This is a genomic window from Aliivibrio sifiae (assembly GCF_002954715.1).
In the GTDB taxonomy this organism is placed as follows: Bacteria; Pseudomonadota; Gammaproteobacteria; order Enterobacterales; family Vibrionaceae; genus Aliivibrio; species Aliivibrio sifiae.
In genome coordinates this window covers 168,884-187,179 of sequence record NZ_MSCP01000002.1, presented here as the reverse complement: position 1 = coordinate 187,179, position 18,296 = coordinate 168,884, and the positions used below count along the sequence as shown (strand labels likewise).

The 18,296-nt window shown below is 38.2% G+C and carries 17 protein-coding genes; 8 read left to right on the top strand and 9 right to left on the bottom strand.

The genetic code is table 11. The features are described 5' to 3' along the window. Positions 1-87 precede the first annotated feature (87 nt). Complete coding sequence (locus BTO23_RS12180; protein ID WP_061029832.1) at positions 88-777, top strand: DNA-3-methyladenine glycosylase I; 690 nt, start codon at positions 88-90, stop codon at positions 775-777. Positions 778-1,036: 259 nt separating this feature from the next. Beyond that, positions 1,037-2,818, top strand: coding sequence for a methyl-accepting chemotaxis protein (locus tag BTO23_RS21340; RefSeq protein ID WP_060991999.1), 1,782 nt, complete (start codon positions 1,037-1,039; stop codon positions 2,816-2,818). A gap of 67 nt (positions 2,819-2,885) precedes the next feature. Here BTO23_RS21340 and BTO23_RS21590 read toward each other — a convergent pair whose 3' ends face one another. After that, positions 2,886-3,008, bottom strand: coding sequence for a hypothetical protein (locus BTO23_RS21590; RefSeq protein WP_281260271.1), 123 nt, complete (start codon positions 3,006-3,008; stop codon positions 2,886-2,888). A 436-nt stretch (positions 3,009-3,444) separates the two neighbouring features. Here BTO23_RS21590 and BTO23_RS12170 point away from each other — a divergent pair, with 436 nt between their 5' ends. After that, positions 3,445-3,930, top strand: coding sequence for a hypothetical protein (locus BTO23_RS12170; RefSeq protein ID WP_060991998.1), 486 nt, complete (start codon positions 3,445-3,447; stop codon positions 3,928-3,930). Here BTO23_RS12170 and BTO23_RS12165 read toward each other — a convergent pair. Both BTO23_RS12165 and BTO23_RS12160 read right to left on the bottom strand, forming a co-directional pair. Continuing rightward, a complete protein-coding gene (locus BTO23_RS12165; protein ID WP_060991997.1) occupies positions 3,922-4,347 on the bottom strand; it encodes a hypothetical protein in 426 nt (141 codons plus the stop codon). The two genes, BTO23_RS12170 and BTO23_RS12165, sit on opposite strands and share 9 nt — an antisense overlap. 14 nt (positions 4,348-4,361) lie before the next feature. After that, positions 4,362-4,655 carry a hypothetical protein gene (locus BTO23_RS12160; protein ID WP_060991996.1) on the bottom strand — a complete coding sequence of 98 codons (294 nt, stop codon included), beginning with the start codon at positions 4,653-4,655 and terminating at the stop codon, positions 4,362-4,364. Between the two features lie 475 nt (positions 4,656-5,130). Between BTO23_RS12160 and BTO23_RS12155 the strand changes: the two genes are divergently transcribed. Beyond that, on the top strand, positions 5,131-5,772 hold the full coding sequence (locus BTO23_RS12155; protein ID WP_105063648.1) for a hypothetical protein: 642 nt from the start codon (positions 5,131-5,133) through the stop codon (positions 5,770-5,772). Between the two features lie 161 nt (positions 5,773-5,933). Further along, on the top strand, positions 5,934-8,342 hold the full coding sequence (locus tag BTO23_RS12150; RefSeq protein WP_105063647.1) for a beta-mannosidase: 2,409 nt from the start codon (positions 5,934-5,936) through the stop codon (positions 8,340-8,342). Between the two features lie 55 nt (positions 8,343-8,397). On the opposite strand, the gene BTO23_RS12145 is transcribed toward BTO23_RS12150, so the two are convergent. The 6 genes from BTO23_RS12145 to BTO23_RS12120 all read right to left on the bottom strand — a co-directional run bounded on the left by BTO23_RS12145 (position 8,398) and on the right by BTO23_RS12120 (position 14,830). After that, a complete protein-coding gene (locus tag BTO23_RS12145) occupies positions 8,398-9,324 on the bottom strand; it encodes a LysR family transcriptional regulator (RefSeq protein ID WP_105063646.1) in 927 nt (308 codons plus the stop codon). A gap of 44 nt (positions 9,325-9,368) precedes the next feature. After that, positions 9,369-10,046 (bottom strand): NAD(P)H-binding protein, encoded by a 678-nt coding sequence (locus BTO23_RS12140; RefSeq protein WP_105063645.1) that lies wholly within the window; start codon positions 10,044-10,046, stop codon positions 9,369-9,371. A gap of 35 nt (positions 10,047-10,081) precedes the next feature. Next, the gene (locus BTO23_RS12135) at positions 10,082-10,465 is read right to left on the bottom strand and encodes a DUF4345 domain-containing protein (RefSeq protein ID WP_105063644.1); all 384 of its coding nucleotides are present in this window, start codon (positions 10,463-10,465) and stop codon (positions 10,082-10,084) included. Positions 10,466-10,589: 124 nt separating this feature from the next. Continuing rightward, positions 10,590-12,086, bottom strand: coding sequence for an arylsulfatase (locus BTO23_RS12130; protein ID WP_105063643.1), 1,497 nt, complete (start codon positions 12,084-12,086; stop codon positions 10,590-10,592). A gap of 204 nt (positions 12,087-12,290) precedes the next feature. After that, on the bottom strand, positions 12,291-13,661 hold the full coding sequence (locus BTO23_RS12125) for an NCS2 family permease (RefSeq protein WP_060991992.1): 1,371 nt from the start codon (positions 13,659-13,661) through the stop codon (positions 12,291-12,293). A 248-nt stretch (positions 13,662-13,909) separates the two neighbouring features. Continuing rightward, complete coding sequence (locus tag BTO23_RS12120) at positions 13,910-14,830, bottom strand: LysR family transcriptional regulator (protein ID WP_060991991.1); 921 nt, start codon at positions 14,828-14,830, stop codon at positions 13,910-13,912. Positions 14,831-14,973: 143 nt separating this feature from the next. Between BTO23_RS12120 and BTO23_RS12115 the strand changes: the two genes are divergently transcribed. From BTO23_RS12115 to BTO23_RS12105, 3 genes are all read left to right on the top strand, one after another. Beyond that, the gene (locus BTO23_RS12115; RefSeq protein ID WP_105063642.1) at positions 14,974-15,663 is read left to right on the top strand and encodes a type 1 glutamine amidotransferase domain-containing protein; all 690 of its coding nucleotides are present in this window, start codon (positions 14,974-14,976) and stop codon (positions 15,661-15,663) included. A gap of 40 nt (positions 15,664-15,703) precedes the next feature. Next, the gene (locus tag BTO23_RS12110; RefSeq protein ID WP_060991989.1) at positions 15,704-16,315 is read left to right on the top strand and encodes a glutathione S-transferase family protein; all 612 of its coding nucleotides are present in this window, start codon (positions 15,704-15,706) and stop codon (positions 16,313-16,315) included. A gap of 116 nt (positions 16,316-16,431) precedes the next feature. Beyond that, the gene (locus BTO23_RS12105; protein ID WP_105063641.1) at positions 16,432-18,279 is read left to right on the top strand and encodes a M3 family metallopeptidase; all 1,848 of its coding nucleotides are present in this window, start codon (positions 16,432-16,434) and stop codon (positions 18,277-18,279) included. Positions 18,280-18,296 lie beyond the last annotated feature (17 nt).

Here is an 18,296-nt window from a genome sequence, read left to right as displayed (position 1 = left end):
TATTGGAGAAAAATTCATTACAAATCATACAAAAAAATTGCCATTTATGGTTCAATCTCCCCATCGCCTCTTTTAGATGAGAACACCATGACAATCGAAAAATTTGAATCCATCTACCAACGAGCAGCAGAACGTAAGGGTGGAGAAGCACAATTAGAACAACTACTGCATAAGCCATTATCTCCACAAGAAATAGCGACAATTCCAGATGACCGTTGGTTGGCTGCATTTACAGAAAAGGTATTTCAATGTGGTATCTCATGGAATGTAGTTCGCAAAAAATGGCCAGAATTTGAAGATGTGTTTTTCCAATTTCGAATTCAACCATTATTACTTCAACCTGATGAAGCATGGGAAAAGAAAGCCCAAGATCCTCGAATTATCCGCCACTTAACAAAAGTAATGACGGTCCCTGCCAATGCAATGATGATTAATATTGCAAGTCTTAAATACGGATCTTTTGGAAAAATGGTCGCAAACTGGCCGAGTGATGACATTACTGGTCTATGGGGATATTTAAAGAAAAACGGGAAACGTTTAGGCGGAAATACTGGTGCATACGCTTTACGTCAAATGGGCGTTGATACTTTTATTTTATCATCAGATGTAGAATCTCATTTACGTAATTGCGGAATTATAGACAGCGGGCGAGATACTAAACGAGCACAGCAAGCAGCAAATAAGGCATTTTCACAATGGAAGAGTGAATCTGGTCGTAGTTTATCTGAAATAAGCCAAATCATTGCCTATAGCTGTGGTGATAACCGAATTCTGTAATAAAAATATAATCCCCTTACTAAATGGTCTTATTTACAGGCCATTTAGCTATAGCATAATTTAAAAAACATTATCTATATGATATACGGCAAGTTTATTAATTACCCTTTAAAGTAATAAGCCTATATATAAAATAAACCACTTTACACGCCAAACCATAAACTAGCCAAATACGTCACACCATTGCATTCTCACTATTGATAATTAACAAAATAGCACGTATGGTCGCAAAATAATCAATATTATGGATAATCATTAGATGAAAATTAAACACATACTTTATTCTTTGTGCCTTGTTGGTGTGCTAGGCATGATTTTTACACTTGGATATGCATATAAAATTACTCAAGACTCCAACCAACTGAGTCAGGCTCGCCTCGACTTAGCTGAATTAGAAATCAGCCTGTTAAATATGCGCCGCAATGAAAAAGATTTTATGGCTCGAATGAATTTAAAATACCTCTCCACTTTTGAAAAAAACTCTCAGGTATTTATCAACAAGAACCAAGAAATTTCTCATATTCTTGATAGCTTTGGAATCGTCCTTAATCGAAAAGACATCATCCAAAATGAACTTGAAGAATATAAAGTAACGTTTATGAATTTAGTCTCTGCCTATCAAGAGCTTGGTCTTACCCAAAAAGATGGCTTACTCGGGAAATATTACGATAATAGAAAAGGGCTTTTCTCTAAAGCGTTTCGCCAACAGAACGTCACTTTACTAGAGGGAATACTCTTTTTTGATGACAGCATCGCAAAAGGTATACCGATTACAACGGCAAATTATGCGGGGGAATTATTTAATTTAGCCTCTTATGCAAACTCAATTATTCAACAAAAAACCAAGCTAGGGTTAAAATACGATCAAGGCCTAAAAGGACAAACTCGCTTACACTCTGCTGAGGTAGAGCAAAACTTCTCTTTGCTTGCCAAAGAACTTGATGAAAAAGTGAATGAGCATCTTACTTATCTAAACTGGCAACAATACATTGTCTCAGCCCTATTAATTATTTCACTAATCTCACTTTCTATTGCTTTATCCTTAGTTATTGTTCGTCGTATTACAAACCAAGCCAATGTAATAAAAAAAATTACAGACACTAATAATATCGCGCTTCGCACTGAAAATATGAGTAATGATGAGATCAGTCAAATTGGTCTAAGCTTTAACGTTTTATTAGACAAAATTCAGTCTTTAGTTGGTGATTCTCAACTCAAATCTATCAACTTAGCTGGAAGTGCATCAGAAATGCGAACTCAATTAGAAGGTGTATTACGCGATTTTGACATGCAATCACAACATACAATGATGATGGCAACGGCTGTAAATGAAATGAGCTTAACCGTTGCTGAAATTGCAAATAACACAGAAGCAGCAGCGACCAATGCCACCCAATCTCATCAAAATGCCACCGAAGGTCAAGCCGTACTTCAGGCCGCATCTCAAGAGATCTCTCAACTATCTGGCACCTTATCTTCAAGCCAAGCCGATATATCTCGTTTAAGTGAATTTGTTGGTCAGGTGGGTAGTGTTGTCGAAATGATTCAAAGCATTGCTGAACAAACTAACTTACTTGCTCTAAACGCCGCGATTGAAGCCGCTCGCGCAGGTGAGCAAGGACGCGGATTTGCTGTTGTTGCAGATGAAGTACGATCTCTTGCAACTCGAACTCAGGCATCCACTGAAGAGATTCGAGCTATCATTGAATCAATTCAAACCCAAACAGACAAAGTCGTCACCAATATTGAACAGTGCAGTATACAAGGTGAAAATTCAGTAGAAAAAGCAAGCAGCGCAGAAGCTATCTTAAATAAAATAATTATTGATATGGCGACGATTTCTGATTCATCAATCCAAATTGCATCTGCGATTGAAGAGCAAAATACAACAACGAATGAAGTTAGCCAGACCATCACAGAACTCAATGATTTAACCGAAAGTAATATTCATTCTGCGCAAGCTTGCCTTACAGAGATCCAACAGGTTGCAAAGCAAGCAGAAGAAATGAAAGAGCAAGTTTCACAATTTAAAACAAGTTAGCCCTTCATACATAACTAAAAAAGCACCTTTCTAAAATAAGGTGCTTTATATAAAATAAGAAGGAAGATTATTCCTTTTTATTGAGTTCAAGTACGATACCAACAGCAAGTACTGCTAAAACAATAGTCACTGCGTAGCTCATCCAAATAACCAACTCTGTTAGTGGACTTAACCCTTCCGATATCAACATAACTCCTCCTTGAGCAAATTTCTTTTCGGTCACTCATTTTAAACATAACAAGGTATATATAATGTGACTGCGGCCAAAATCATGAGCAATTTGCACATAAAAATACGACGAAAAATCAAATATCCTGACCATTATTTGTAACAATTACATATAAATGTTGCTTACGTCTAAATGAGCCCGACGAACCCAGATATTGGTTTGATTAAACATAAATAGATCCCATACTGAATCTATAAATAATAAGAATGATAGAGGATATATGAATAAGTTAGTTTGCCCATGCTGCCGTCAACATCAAGAGTGGTTTTATAGCGAAACAAGCTGTATTTGGTACTGTATTTGTGGGCATGTGATTTTTATTGCATAGCAAAAATTAAGCAAAATCAATATTTTCTGACTATTATTATATTTCATAGCTCTTAACTTAGGGAATAATATGAAATGGATTTCAATATGTAGCTTTTGTTTATTTTTATATTCATTTGGCGCTTCTGCAGTGTCACTTCAAATTGCTTTTTTAGGCTACAGTAACCATCATGTAGACCGAAACTATGATTATAATGAAAATCATAAACTGATTGGTTTTAGCATTAACAATGGCTTTAGTGCTGCTCATTTTATCAATTCTTATAATAATAACTCCACTCTTATTGGCTGGAACTTTAGAATGGATAATGACCTTAAAATACAGAAGTTGTCATTTCGTTTAGGAGCGATGGTTGGTGTAGTAACAGGCTATGAACAAGAACAAATAATTACTTATATTAATGACGACATTAGCCTTTATTTAATCCCTCAACTTACTCTTTCTTACCCTGTAACAGACACAATCTCCATATCTCTCGTAAACGGGATTGTGCCTGACTCAAAGGGGGTGATTTTCATGCACCATCTTCAGTTATCATTCGACGACCTATTTTGATGCTTTAGCTTGCATAAACGCCAAGAGCAACGGGTCAAAATCAGACCGTTTAATACTCTTTCCAATCGTACCTTTGTTCCCATTACTGCGTTCTAATTCTAATGTATACCCTTTACGAGAAAGGTAACCTAACACACTGAAAAAGATAAATACGACAGACGTTGTTGCTTCAACAAAATATGATGAAAAATCCTCACTTAGAGCCCCAAGTACAGGTAATATTAAAAACCAACCAATAGTATAAAACATAATAATACTGAAAATACCCAGCCCCATTCCATACTTGATTCGATCTTTTTTACTCCATTCAATAACATTCAGACTTAAGATATTTTCTATTTCTTCTTTATGTCCTTGATAAGTGAAATTCGTCCTTGTTAATTTAAATTTTTCCGATTCAAACAATATGTTATCCATAACTCTCACCCTTCTTATTTATTATTTACTTTCTTAGTAAAAATCATTTTATAAAGGGATTGGAAAAACACAGCAAAACCATAGCTAGGATTCGTTTTGCCATATTCATCAACAGCATAAATAAAGTTTGATTTGAATTTTTCAACCGCTTCTTCTGGAGTATCGGCATAGATGACATCATCTTCGACCTCAAAACCTTGATCTAATATCGCGGTTTTCTCTCGTAGAAATGTGCTTGAACTCATATCAAGAAAGGTATATTGCTTGCGATCGCTATTAGGGATGCAAAAAAATTGATACTTAGCCATGTGACTTTCCTCTATTTAAATAAAACGTCTCAAAAATGGTTTGAAATTGGTGTGATATTTTATTTTTAGAGTTAATAGTTTTTATAAGCTATGTGAATAAATGTATTCACTTACACCCTAGCTATCAATGTAATTATTTTATAAAAGAGGCGTTCATCACATTACGTTCATTAGTTTAAGTGTTTTCATCTTGATTTATGATCATTAAATTTTGACCTCCCAAAGTTACATTACCTTTCCATTTTTAATTCTTATTTCTAGCCATGTAGCAATAAGAGTAAGTGATACTATGGATTTTTTAAATAATATAAATTCTGACAACAAAATAACCTTACAAAAATAAAGTTTAATTTATAAGATTAAAGCGCATTAGTTGATTAATTTCTACTCATAATATCGCTTCATTGTTAGCCTTAATTATATAACAACGGATTGTTAATCTCAGTGGCTATCATTCTTTCAAAAGGATAAAGCAATGCGTGATCTTATGAATTACTTTTCAAACTCTGATATCAAAATCCACCACGATTTTGCTTCTTCCTTACGCCTTAATCCTCAAGTATTTAGCTACTGTAATCCATCATACCAACTACCAATACCATCAAAACAACGCTTAGAAAATTACCTTGCTTTAGGTCAACCGTTTCTAATACCTTTTGGGGATCTAAATCAAGCTGACACTTTAATTGCCTTCTCATTTGGTGACAGCCCTGATGTAAACATTCAACTAAGTGAACTGGCTGCAAATATCCAGCATTTACATCCCAATATACATGTACAACTTCAACAAGAAATTGCACTCCACTTCCCTAAAGACAGACAAATCAGTGTTATTGAAAATAAGGATTACCAAACCACCACAGATATTGCGCGTAAGGCCTTAAACAACATTCATTCACGTAATGTTGTGGTCGTTGCCCAATCTTGGCATGCGAAACGCTGCATCAATACCTGTAAGCAACAAGGTTGGAATGTTGTTGGATTACGTTGTGTAGATGACTTTCCTGTAAAAGATCCTCAACCTTGGGTGAGAAATCCATTAAATTGGTTAATAAAAGAAAGTCACAGAGAAGTCGCAACAGGGCAAGAAATCAGTCAATTTTTTCAACTCTGTTAATGTTGTGAAAATAACAAAAAATAATTGTGCTAACCATCTAATTTGTATAAATAAAACGACTTACTCTTGTTTTGTTCGAGAGTGCCATCACGTTTTTATTTTCTACTCAGACATACACTTCTCTGATACTCCCTATATCAACGGCATCAGAAGGATTCTTTATGTCGCAGGTTTCTCTTAATGGTGATTGGACACTAACCTCGCCTACACACTCTCAGCTCTCTATTCCAATGTCTATTCCTGGAGATAATTATCACGCATTATTGAGTGCAAATCTCATTGCCGATCCTTACCAAGAAACCAATGAAAAACAGGTTCAATGGGTAAGAGAATGCGACTGGCATTTATCTCGTACTTTCTCTCTTTCATCATCAGAACTCAGCGCTTCTTCACTACTCTTAAACCTAAGCCGTCTCGATACTCTTGCTGATGTTTTTATTAATGGCGAGTTAGCATTACGCAGTACAAATATGTTCCAACAACACCGAATTGATATCAAACCTTTTGCAATACTCGGTGAGAACCATATTGAAGTGCATTTTTCGCGCGTAAATGAAGAAGGCAAACAACGAGCTAATACCCTGCCAATGCCAATTCCTTGGGCGGTAGGTAACAACCAAGTTCCGCACATGAATCTTATCCGTAAAACCCAATGTCACTCAGGCTGGGATTGGGGAATTTGTTTATTGGTTTCTGGTATTTACGATCCTGTTTATATTGAAGTGATTGATCAAATTACGTTACTGTCCGTTCATACTGAGCAGATTTGGCAGCAAGGAAGCGTTGATGTCAGTGCTGTAGTTCATCACGACCAGATAAGTGATCATGAACTCACAGTGACATTCGGTGATCAAATACAAATGACCACTACTTGTGGGTCTGGGCTCACTGTCGTTAATTTCCATATTGAAGACCCAGAGCTTTGGTGGCCAGCAGGATACGGAGAACAACCATTATACTCTTTGCATGTTGATCTTAATACTCAATCAATCTCTAAAAAAATAGGGCTTCGCCAACTCACCTTAAACAATAAAGTAGATACCATTGGGTCTGCAATGGAATTTGTGATTAATGGCTTCCCTATCAATTCAAAAGGGGCTAATTGGATCCCGATGGATGCCATGCCAAGCTTAGAGTCTGAAGCTCGTTATCGTGAATTGTTAAGCAGTGCAAAAGACGCGAGTATGAATATGATCCGCGTGTGGGGCGGTGGTCAATACGAGTCAGATACCTTCTATGAGATTTGTGATGAACTCGGTCTGATGGTATGGCAAGATATGATGTTTGCATGTTCACTCTATCCTTCGACAGAGGCTTTCTTAAGCGAAGTTGAACCTGAAATCCGCCAACAAATAAACCGACTTAAAGACCACCCATCGATTGTACTTTGGTGTGGTGACAACGAAGTGATTGGTGCTATTGGTTGGTATGATGAATCCAAAAATAACAAAACAACCTACACCGTTAATTATGACCGTCTAAACCGTAATATCGCACAATGGATTGCAGAAGAAGATCCTAGCCGACGTTTTTGGACAAGCTCTCCTTGTAATGGTGACATGGATTTTGGTGACGCATGGCACAACGATAATCGTGGTGATATGCACTTCTGGGATGTCTGGCATTCGGGTAAATCATTCAGTGCTTATTTAGACATTAAACCGCGTTTTTGCTCAGAGTTTGGGTTTCAATCGTGGCCTTCTTTTGCTGAAGTAAAACGTTTTGTTCCAGAGCATGATTGGAACGTCACCTCACCTACATTTGAGGCGCACCAAAAAAATGGTCGTGGGAACAGCATCATCACAGAAATGTTTACTCGTTACTTCCGCTTCCCATCCAATTTTGAGCAGATGCTGTACTTAAGCCAAGTGCAGCAATCTATTGCGATTAAAACAGGCTGTGAATATTGGCGAGCGATAAGTCCTATTTGCAGAGGTATGTTGTATTGGCAATTAAATGACAACTGGCCAGTAAGTTCTTGGTCTAGCATTGAATACAGCGGTCGTTGGAAACAACTTCATTATCATGCGAAGCGATTTTTTGCACCGACCTACATTCCTTTTGAAGAAACCGATAAAGAAGTTCAAATCAGAGTCGTAAATGACTCCCGATTTGAAAACCATATCGACGGTAATGTGTATTGGATGGACTTCAATGGGGAGGTTCTTGGTCAGTGGACAATCAATTATTCTATTGAAGAAGATGGTAATGATGTCATTTGGTCATTAACAAAAGAGAAATTTCAAGTCAGCGCCAATAACAGTTTTTTCTTTGTTGAAATAACGGTTAATGGCGAGAAAGTTCAAAATACATGGTTTGCTACACCAACAATCAAACAACTGACGATTAAAAAAGCCAATATTGAAGTAACTCAGGAAGATAATCGTATTACTCTGCAATCTGATTATCCTGCTTTCTTTGTGCATTTAGAGCACGATGGAAAAGGCAGGTTCAGTGATTCAAGTTTTACCCTTTTACCTCAAGAACCAATAACAGTGGAGTACTTGGGAGACGATTTAGAGACACTAACTCACTCTTTGCGTATCTACGATTTATCTAATAGCTACTAAGGTTTATTTCTACATGGAGGTACGTTTTCTGTACCTCCAATCTCATGTAATATCATTAATACTCTGCTTTTACTCGATCAATAATCAACTCTCTAAACCAACGATGTGAATGGTCAAAATCAAAATGCTTATGCCACATAAGAACATAACAGCCGGCTTCCATTTCTACAGGTGCTGATAATATTTTTAGCGGTGAACCTTTCAACATGTTGCCTACGTATTTTGCTGGCGCACATAAAATTAAATCACTGTGTTCACACAATTCCATGGCAGAATGAAAGTCTGTTAAATTAACGGCAATATCTCGTTTTAGGTGTTCTAAATTTAGAATGTCATCCAACAACCATTGCTCGATACCACCAAAAACCACTTGTAGGTGACGATACTTTAAGAAGGTATCTAATCCCCATTTTTCTTGAAATAGCGGATGCTCTTCTCGTACCAAACACACCGCATGATCTTTAACTAGTTCAACATAATTCAATTCGTTGGGAATATTCTCCATATGCCATTTAGAGCGTGAGTCCCATTCCCAGCAACTTATTGCCATATCAATTTCACAGCGTAATAATTGATCTAAACTATCACGACGCCATGTTTTTGCATGCACATTGACTTGGGGGGCTTGCTTTAAGATCTCAGGCATAAAATGAGGGTAAGTTAAAGAATATGCAGGTTCAACCATGTGAATATCAAACGTTCTTTGGCTTTCACTGGGTTCAAAATGCTGTGGTCGAGTAAATAGCTCCAGATGTTGTAATACTTGACGTAACTCTGGTGCTAATTGCTTTGCTCTAGGGGTTGCCCGTAATCCATAAGACGTCCGCTCAAATAATGGATCACCAAAGACTTCACGCAATTTAGCTAGCTGCTTGCTGACTGCAGATTGACTTAGATGCAATCGTAAAGCAGCAGAGGTTACGCTTTGTTCTTCTAATAAGACTTCTAGCGTATTTAGTAAGTTATAATCAAATTGCTGCACTAACTGTCCATTCCTTTATTCATCACAATATACACTGTGAAACACTACTTATTTATTAATGCAAACATGTCTCTTGAGGTGTATCGATAACCCCCCTCGCTATCACTATTTCTCAATGCTAAATCAAGCATACTTTGAGCAACAATTTCTCCATGGATCGGCTTATAGTTTAATAAAAAGCCTTTCATCAATGGATTAAAGAGTTTCATGATCCATTGTAATAACGCTTCGTCGGATCGTGTTTTTGCTCTTGTTCCTGACAAAGGACCTGGCTGCATAAACGTGACATTTTTAAAACCAATCGCAGATACCTTTTCTTCCATTTCCCCTTTGCATTTTAAATAATGCGAAAACGCAGAGCTTGATGCCCCAACACAAGAAACGACATAAATACGCTCAACGCCAATATCATGCATAGATTGAGCTACGTCCACCACTAGCGAAACATCAATCGCTTTTAATCTAGCCTTACTGCCAGCCTTTTTAATGGTTGTGCCTAGCGTAATAAAACCGACCTTAGGTACATTATCTTTAACTTGCTCTTTATCAATCGTCAATTCAGGATTGATCACCTGAATTAGCTTCGAGCATATATCATCAAGAGGTCGGCGAGTGAGACTATAAACGTGTTGAATCTCTTCGTTTTTTAAGGCTTCATTCAATAAATGATGTCCTATCAAACCAGTAGACCCAGCAATAATGATAGATGACGGTTCCTTCATAATATGCCCTTACTCAACCTTAATTGAGAATAGAATCACACAGCGTTTTTCTCTGTGTTTTTAATCAGAATAACCCCTAGAATACCAAATCCAAACTCTAAAAACAGATAGAAAAGAAGCAATCCGTTTGGCACCCCATCAAGAGTCATACTTAATAAACGTCCAAACGCCAATCCAACCATAAAAACAACTAAGCTATACAAGGCTGATAATTGATATTTTTGATTGAATGCTCCGACTAACCAAAGCATAGCAAATCCTAAATACAACCCCATAACGGCTCGGAAGATATGCGTGACATTAATTGGTGTTGGATCAATATCAAACAGAAAAGGCAGAGATTGCGCAGGCATTAATCCATAGGCAAGCGCTATTACGATTAACCCAGAAGACGCTGAAAGTAAAAATAATCGATTCATATTATATTTCCTATATATTGGTATATATTACTCTATACATAAAAATAAAGGTGTATTTACATTCTTAATCACAATGAAAAAAAACATACCTACACCTTTGCTATCACTTATTGATTCTAGTCAGTTAGTTGCCCACACCACCAGTGGTTACGGTATCCGAAGTAACTGGCGGCCATTGTTTAAATGTTTCTAAGTGCTGACCAACGGCTGCTTGAGCTGGACCGAACGCCCACATTTTTTGTCCCATCCATTTTAAATACATGCCAGATTCTTCCGCGGTACGCTCATAAGGATCACGACGTAAGTTAAACAGTAATGGGGCATTTAACTCTTCTTTAGCGCCACTCCAGCCATGATTTTGCACCACAAAGTGTGCTTTCCAATCGTTGACACGTACCGCTTGCAGCTTGTCTCTTTCATAATAAAACAACTCTTTACGATTCGACTCACCATCTGTGGTTAACATCTCCATTTGGTTGTAACCATCTAGATGTGCTTTAAAGCCTTTGTAACCTTTCAACATTTGTTGTTTGACATCCGCCGGACCACCCGCAGCTTCAACTAATGTTGGTAACAAATCCATACCATCAAACATGCCGTTATGCACCGTATTTTTCGGGATCTTATCGGGCCATTGAATTAAGAAAGGCGCACGTACTCCCCCTTCCCAAGTTGTTCCTTTTTCGCCACGAAAAGGCGTCATACCACCATCTGGCCATGTCATGATTTCAGGCCCATTATCGGCAGTAAAGATTATAATGGTGTTATCTAAAATGCCTAATTCTTCAATTTTTGCGAGCATTTCACCAACATGATCATCCAAGTCTTTCATCACGACTTCTTGTAGTCCCCATCCATTTTTTCCTAGCATCTTTTCATACTTAGGAGATAAATGAGTCCAAACATGACCTCTCGATGGGCAATACCAAGTAAAGAAAGGTTTATTATTCTTAACCGCTTTTTCGATGAAGTTAATGGCGTGTTTGTTCACCTCATCATCTAAGGTTTTCATCCGTTCAGTGGATAATCGTCCATCGTCTTTAATGGTTTGATTGCCTTTACCATCTGAGGTGGAGTGAATCACATTGCGTGGAGCAAACTTTTGAAATGCTTCATCTTGTGGCCAATCAGGATCTTCGGTGTATTCCATCGCATTTAGGTGATATAGCCATCCCCAGTACTCATCAAAACCATGCATTGTGGGTAGAAATTCATCTCTATCCCCCAAATGGTTTTTACCAAATTGACCGGTTGTATAGCCAAGGGTTTTTAATACTTCAGGAAGCGTTGGCGTATCTTGATTAAGACCGACAGGGCCGCCGGGTAAACCAACAGAGTGCATCCCTGTTCTCACAGGTAATTGTCCAGTCAAAAAGGCAGAGCGACCAGCGGTACAAGAAGGTTGAGCGTAATAGTCGGTAAGTAGCATCCCTTTTTCAGCAATGCTATCAATGTTTGGCGTATCACTGCTCATTACGCCATTGTGATAAGCACTGAGGTTTGAAATGCCGATATCATCGGTAAAAATAACAAATATATTGGGCTTTTCTTGCGCTGCATTCGCTACCAATGAAAATGAAAGTGCAGCGGTCACCGACAAATTCTTGAACATCCTATTCATAATGATTCCTTATCTTTAATTACTTTCATTGTTACCATTAATCACTTTTAAAAGTGCTTTGCTCTGGTACAAGTATCTGATCTAAAAGATAGGACACGCTTAAAAAATAAACCAATTTAATACTGATGTTTTTATTACATGCATAAAAAAACGAATGCGATTAAGCATCCGTTTTTCAATCATCATCGTTTGTTATATTAAGCGTTAAATAGCCCAACCACCGACATAAAATACAATCAACGCAATCGTGATTGAAACAATCCCTACATTCAATTTCTTAAACTCACCAGCAAAGATACGACCTACAACTAACGTAGTAAAACCAATCATAATACCCGTTACGATGTTGGCAGATAAAATAATGAATACGGCACAAACAAGGCCAGATAACGCATCTACTGAGTCATCAAAATCCAACTTAGACACGTTACTTAGCATTAATAGACCAACGTACATTAATGCAGGAGCTGTCGCATAAACTGGCACTAGGTAACTTACTGGAGATAAGAAAATCATAACAAGAAATAAAACACCAACAACCGTTGCTGTTAAACCCGTTTTACCACCAGCCGCTGTACCTGCTGCTGATTCGATGTAAACCGCTGCTGGAGCACCACCCACTAAACCTGCAACCATTGAGCTTGCTGAATCCGCCGTTAATGCTTTACCGCCGTTAATGATTTTACCGTCTTCATCTAATAAATTAGCTTGGCCTGCTAATGCACGAATTGTACCTGTCGCATCAAATACCGCCGTCATGACGAGTGCAATAACAACAGGAAGAATCGCAGGAGTTAATGCGCCCATGATATCCATAGAACCAATCAATGAACCACCATCTGCCGTTTCTAGGCTAGGTAAAGCAAAGAAGCCATTGTAAGTTACGCTTGGATCGAAGATTAAACCAATAATAGAAATAGCGACAATCACTAATAGAATACCGCCCGGAACACGTTTTTTTTCTAAGCCAAAAATAGCAGCAAGACCAAGTACCGACATCATTACTGAGAACGACGTGATATCACCTAACATAATAGGTAAACCAGCATGCGCGTTTTTAACAATAAGACCTGTGCCATCAGCAGCAATCAATAGAAGAAACAGACCAATACCAATCCCTGTACCATGAGCAATACCGGTTGGTAAGTTATTTAAAATCCACTGGCGAATGCCGGTTACTGTAATTAACGTAAACAATGCACCCATAATAAAGACAGCACCAAGAGCAACAGGAATACTAACACCTTGCCCTAATACCAAGCTAAAAGCGGTAAAGGCAGTTAATGATATTGCACAACCAATCGCCATTGGTAAGTTAACCCACAAGCCCATCAATAATGAACCAAAAGCCGCAACTAAACACGTTGCAACAAAAACAGCACCCGTATCAAATCCTGCAGCACCGAGCATACTTGGAACAACAATGACTGAATATACCATTGCTAAAAATGTCGTAAGACCCGCAATCATTTCAGTTTTTACGGTACTTCCGCGTTCTGAAATTTTAAAGAAACCATCAAGTTTTCTATCCATATTGGATTGTGGTGCCGTATTTTGCGCATTGCCCTGAGACATGGAACATTCCTTAAACTAAGTAGCATAAAAGTGCGATTAATTTTCTGCGCGCATTTTTGCACAAATTGAGAGAAATATAAATAAGCAATCGTTGTCGTCACGATATTACAATCACTTACAATAATAAGATAAGTAAATGAAAAAAAAGTAATTTATGTATTTTTTATACAAAAACACCTAAAATTCAACCAAAAATAAATCTCATTTTTTATCACTATTCTTATTAATTAAATAGCCAGTGTTCAATATTATCCCAATAACATTGAGCTTCTTGGGTGCGCACTATCAAAATATTGAATTAAAAAATCCAACAATAAACGTACTTTTTTAGAATCCGTTGCACCAGGTGGGTACACACCATACACCTCAATATCTGCCAGTTCATAATCATCTAATAAGGTTTGTAGCGTGCCTTCTTTAATTTTAGGCATCGCATCATAAACAGGTATTCGTCCTAAGCCGTGTCCGCCCTCAACAAAAGCGGTTCGTGCTGCGGCATTATTGGTGGTGATATCGCCACTCATTTTAATGCGATAGGATCTTGTCCCTTTTGTCAGCTCTAGCGTTGGCGATCCCAACTTATACATCACCCAGTTGTGCTGCTCTAGTTCAGCAGGAGTAAGCGGTTTACCACAGCGAGTTAAATAACTTGGGGATGCACATAAGCAAGTAGGTAAAGAAGAGAGCTTACGAGCTTTTAAGCCAGAGTCAGGCAATGCAGCTCCTCGAATGGCCAAATCAATGCCTTCTTGAATGATATTAATCACCTCATCAGACAAAATTAAATCCAACTCAATCTTAGGAAACTGCGCTTTAAAGACGTTCAATGCAGGCACAATGACCTGTAATCCCATGTTCACAGGACACGTTATTTTTAATACCCCTTCAGGTTCATTTTTATAGTTTTCCATTTTCTGATTCGCAAATTGCGCTTGCTCTGAGATCAACCGACAACTGCTGTAAAATTCAATTCCCGCATCAGTGAGTGACAAACTTCGCGTCGAACGATTGATTAATGTCACTCCTAAGTTCGTTTCTAATTTCTTAATGTGATAACTAACCACGGTACGTGATAATTCCAACTGCTTTGCTGCCGCACTAAAGCTACCCTGATCCACTACATGTGTGAATACCACCATGCTTTTTAGTTGTTCAAACGACAACTTCATTGTTATCTCACCTTATTAGTCGAATTTTTAAATCAATGTAATCAAATTAATCTGCATTGTCTAACTGAGGTTTACACTCTATATTTTATCCATGCCTTGATTCATCTCTTCAAGGGTCAACCAATAATTAAAGGAATAGAATAATGACAACACATAAAAAACGCATTTTGATGGTTCTGACTTCACATTCTGATCTTGGTAATACTGGCGAAAAAACAGGATTTTGGATTGAAGAGTTTGCGGCACCTTATTACGTATTTCTGGATGCAGGCATTGAAATCACACTCGCCTCTCCACTGGGTGGACAACCACCTATCGATCCAAACAGTGAATTAGAAAACTTTCAAACTGAAGCCACTCGTCGTTTTGATAACGATGAATCAGCACAACAACAGTTAGCAAGTACTCACACGCTAAACGACATCAAGGCTGATGATTTTGATGCTGTATTCTACCCAGGCGGTCACGGACCATTATGGGATCTAGTTGATGATAAAAACTCTATTGCCCTTATTGAAACACTACTGAGCAACAACAAACCCGTTGCCGCCGTTTGTCACGCCGGTGCGGTATTATTGAACGCAAAAAATACTGCTGGTCAACCGATAGTAAAAAACAAAGCCGTAACGGGGTTCAGTAACACGGAAGAAGAAGCAGTTGCCTTAACAGACATTGTGCCGTTTTTATTAGAAGATGAGCTTAAGAAACAAGGCGGCGACTATCAAAAAGTCAGTGATTGGGCATCTTTTGTTATTCAAGATGGTCTTATCATTACTGGACAAAACCCAGCAAGTTCTGAAAGCACGGCTGAAAAGCTATTACTTGCTCTATAGAATCCAATAATTACCACGATTAAAAAGATAGGACATCCACATGATCACATTGCATCACCTGAATAAATCACGCTCAAAACGCATTATCTGGTTACTAGAAGAGTTGGGCGTAGATTATCAGATTAAAGGCTATCAAAGAGATAAAGTTACTCAACTTGCACCACAGGAATTAAAAGATATTCATCCACTTGGTAAATCCCCTGTCATTGAAGATAATGGATTAATTATTGCGGAGTCGGGTGCCATTACTGAATATTTGATTAATAAGTACAATACTCAACTAGCACCAAAAGCAGGCAGTAACGACTATGTAGAATATTCACAATGGATGCACTTTGCTGAAAGCTCAGCCATGCTTCCATTACTGCTAACTCTTTTTGTAGAGAAAGACGGCGCTGAAATGAACTTCTTACCCGCTTATGCCAGTGCAGAAACGAGTAAAGTGCTTAACTATTTTGAATCTTCACTCGCCGATAAACGCTACCTTGTGGGTGATACCTTATCTGGTGCAGATATCATGATGTCGTTCATTGTTGATATTCTAAAGCAACGTGGGCAGCTTGGCTTATTTCCTAATATCAGTGCTTATTCTGAACAATTAGAGACGCATCCCGCACTAAATAAAGCCGACCAATTAGAAGCGCAATACTAAGCTTATTTTATGAAGCTCGATCGGTTATAGATTGAGCTTTCTATTTTAATCTCCTCATACCCATATCATCTATGTCATAATAATCCTTTGCATACGCTGTATTTAAAGGGATGAAAATGACTGCCACTACTTACCTTAATGATTTAAACCAACGCTATCTCTCTATTCATCGCACTAAAGAAAATTTCTTTTGGGATACCTATATGGGGTTGAGTGATGATCACCAAGGCTCAACTAAAGCAGAAACGGCATGGACTCAATTTTTGAGTAATGCAGAACAAATATCTGCCATCAGAGAGCAACTAACTCACGCAGAAAACATTGCTGATGAACAAGAAAAAAAACAAACCATTATTGGCCTTCAAGGTTGGTTAGCCACGTTTGAATCTCATGCAATTGAATCAGAACAAGCTCAAAATATCAAAGCAGAACTGATCAAATTTGAAGCCGGTTTGTTTGAGAAAAAACAGAACCACACCATGACGTATGTAAACGAAGAAGGCGACACGGTTGAAGGCTCTCTTCCTGTGTTAGCATCTATTGTTCGCACCAGTGCTAATGCCGCAACACGTCAATCAGCTCACCAAGCGTTTCTTGGTTTAGAGCAATGGTTATTACAAAACGGCTTTATTGAATTAATTAAACTTCGTAACAAATTTGCTCGCTCTCAAGGGTTTGATACTTTTTTTGATTATTCAGTCACTAAAAAAGAGAAAATGAGCGCAGATGAGCTGTTTACTATTTTGGATGACTTTGAGAAACGCACACGCGATTGTCATCAAAACAGCTTAGACCAACTTGCCACAAACAAAGGAAACGAATCACTGCTCGCACACAACTTTGTATTTTCGTTTGCTGGCGATGTAATGCGTGATTTAGACCCTTACGTACCGTTCTCAAAATCACTACGTCGTTGGGTAGAATCGTTTGGTCGTTTAAATATTGAATTCTCAGGCGCAGAATTAACCCTTGATTTACTCGACCGTAAAGGCAAATACCCGAATGGTTTTTGTCACGGTCCTATTCCTTCTTTTTATAATCAGGACCAATGGGTTGCCGCTAAAGTTAACTTTACTAGCAACGCAAAACCAGACCAAGTTGGCAGTGGTTATGACGGTATGAACACCTTATTCCATGAAGGCGGCCATGCGGCACATTTCTCTAACGTGAAGATGAATGCACCATGCTTTTCACAAGAATTTGCTCCTACGTCAATGGCTTATGCTGAAACACAATCTATGTTTTGTGACAGCTTATTATCCGATGCTGATTGGTTAAAACAATACGCGTTAGATACTGATGGAAAACCAGTGCCTGACGGTATCATTAAAGCGATGATCAACAGTAAACAACCGTTTAAAGCGTACCAAGAGCGCAGTATTTTAGTCGTGCCGTATTTTGAACGTGCTTTATACCAGCTAAGCGATTCAAACTTAACACCAGAAAACATCACCAAGTTAGCTCGTGCTTCTGAGAAAAAGATTCTTGGCTTAGAATGCAGCCCTCGCCCATTAATGGCGATTCCACACTTAGTGTCTGATGAAGCTTCGTGTGCTTATCATGGTTATTTGTTGGCGCACATGGCGGTCTATCAAACACGTGCATACTTTACTAAGAAATTCGGCTTCTTAGCAGATAACCCTAAGATCGGGCCTTTACTTGCGAAACATTATTGGAATGCAGGCAACAGCGTAAATCATAATGATTCTATTATTGCCCTAACTGGTGAGGGATTTAATGCTAAATACTTAGCGGATGAATGTAATCTATCAGTGGAAGATGCTTGGAAAACAGAACAACAAAAGATTGCAGACATGAACACACGTGCTCAAGCTGACATTTCGCCATTACATGCCAATATCACGGTGATTGATGGTGCAAAAACATTAGCAAGTAACGCTGAATCAAACGCAAAAATGTGTGATGAATTTGAAGCGTATATTATGGAAACCTACGGACGATAAGTCTATTTCAGGGTGGT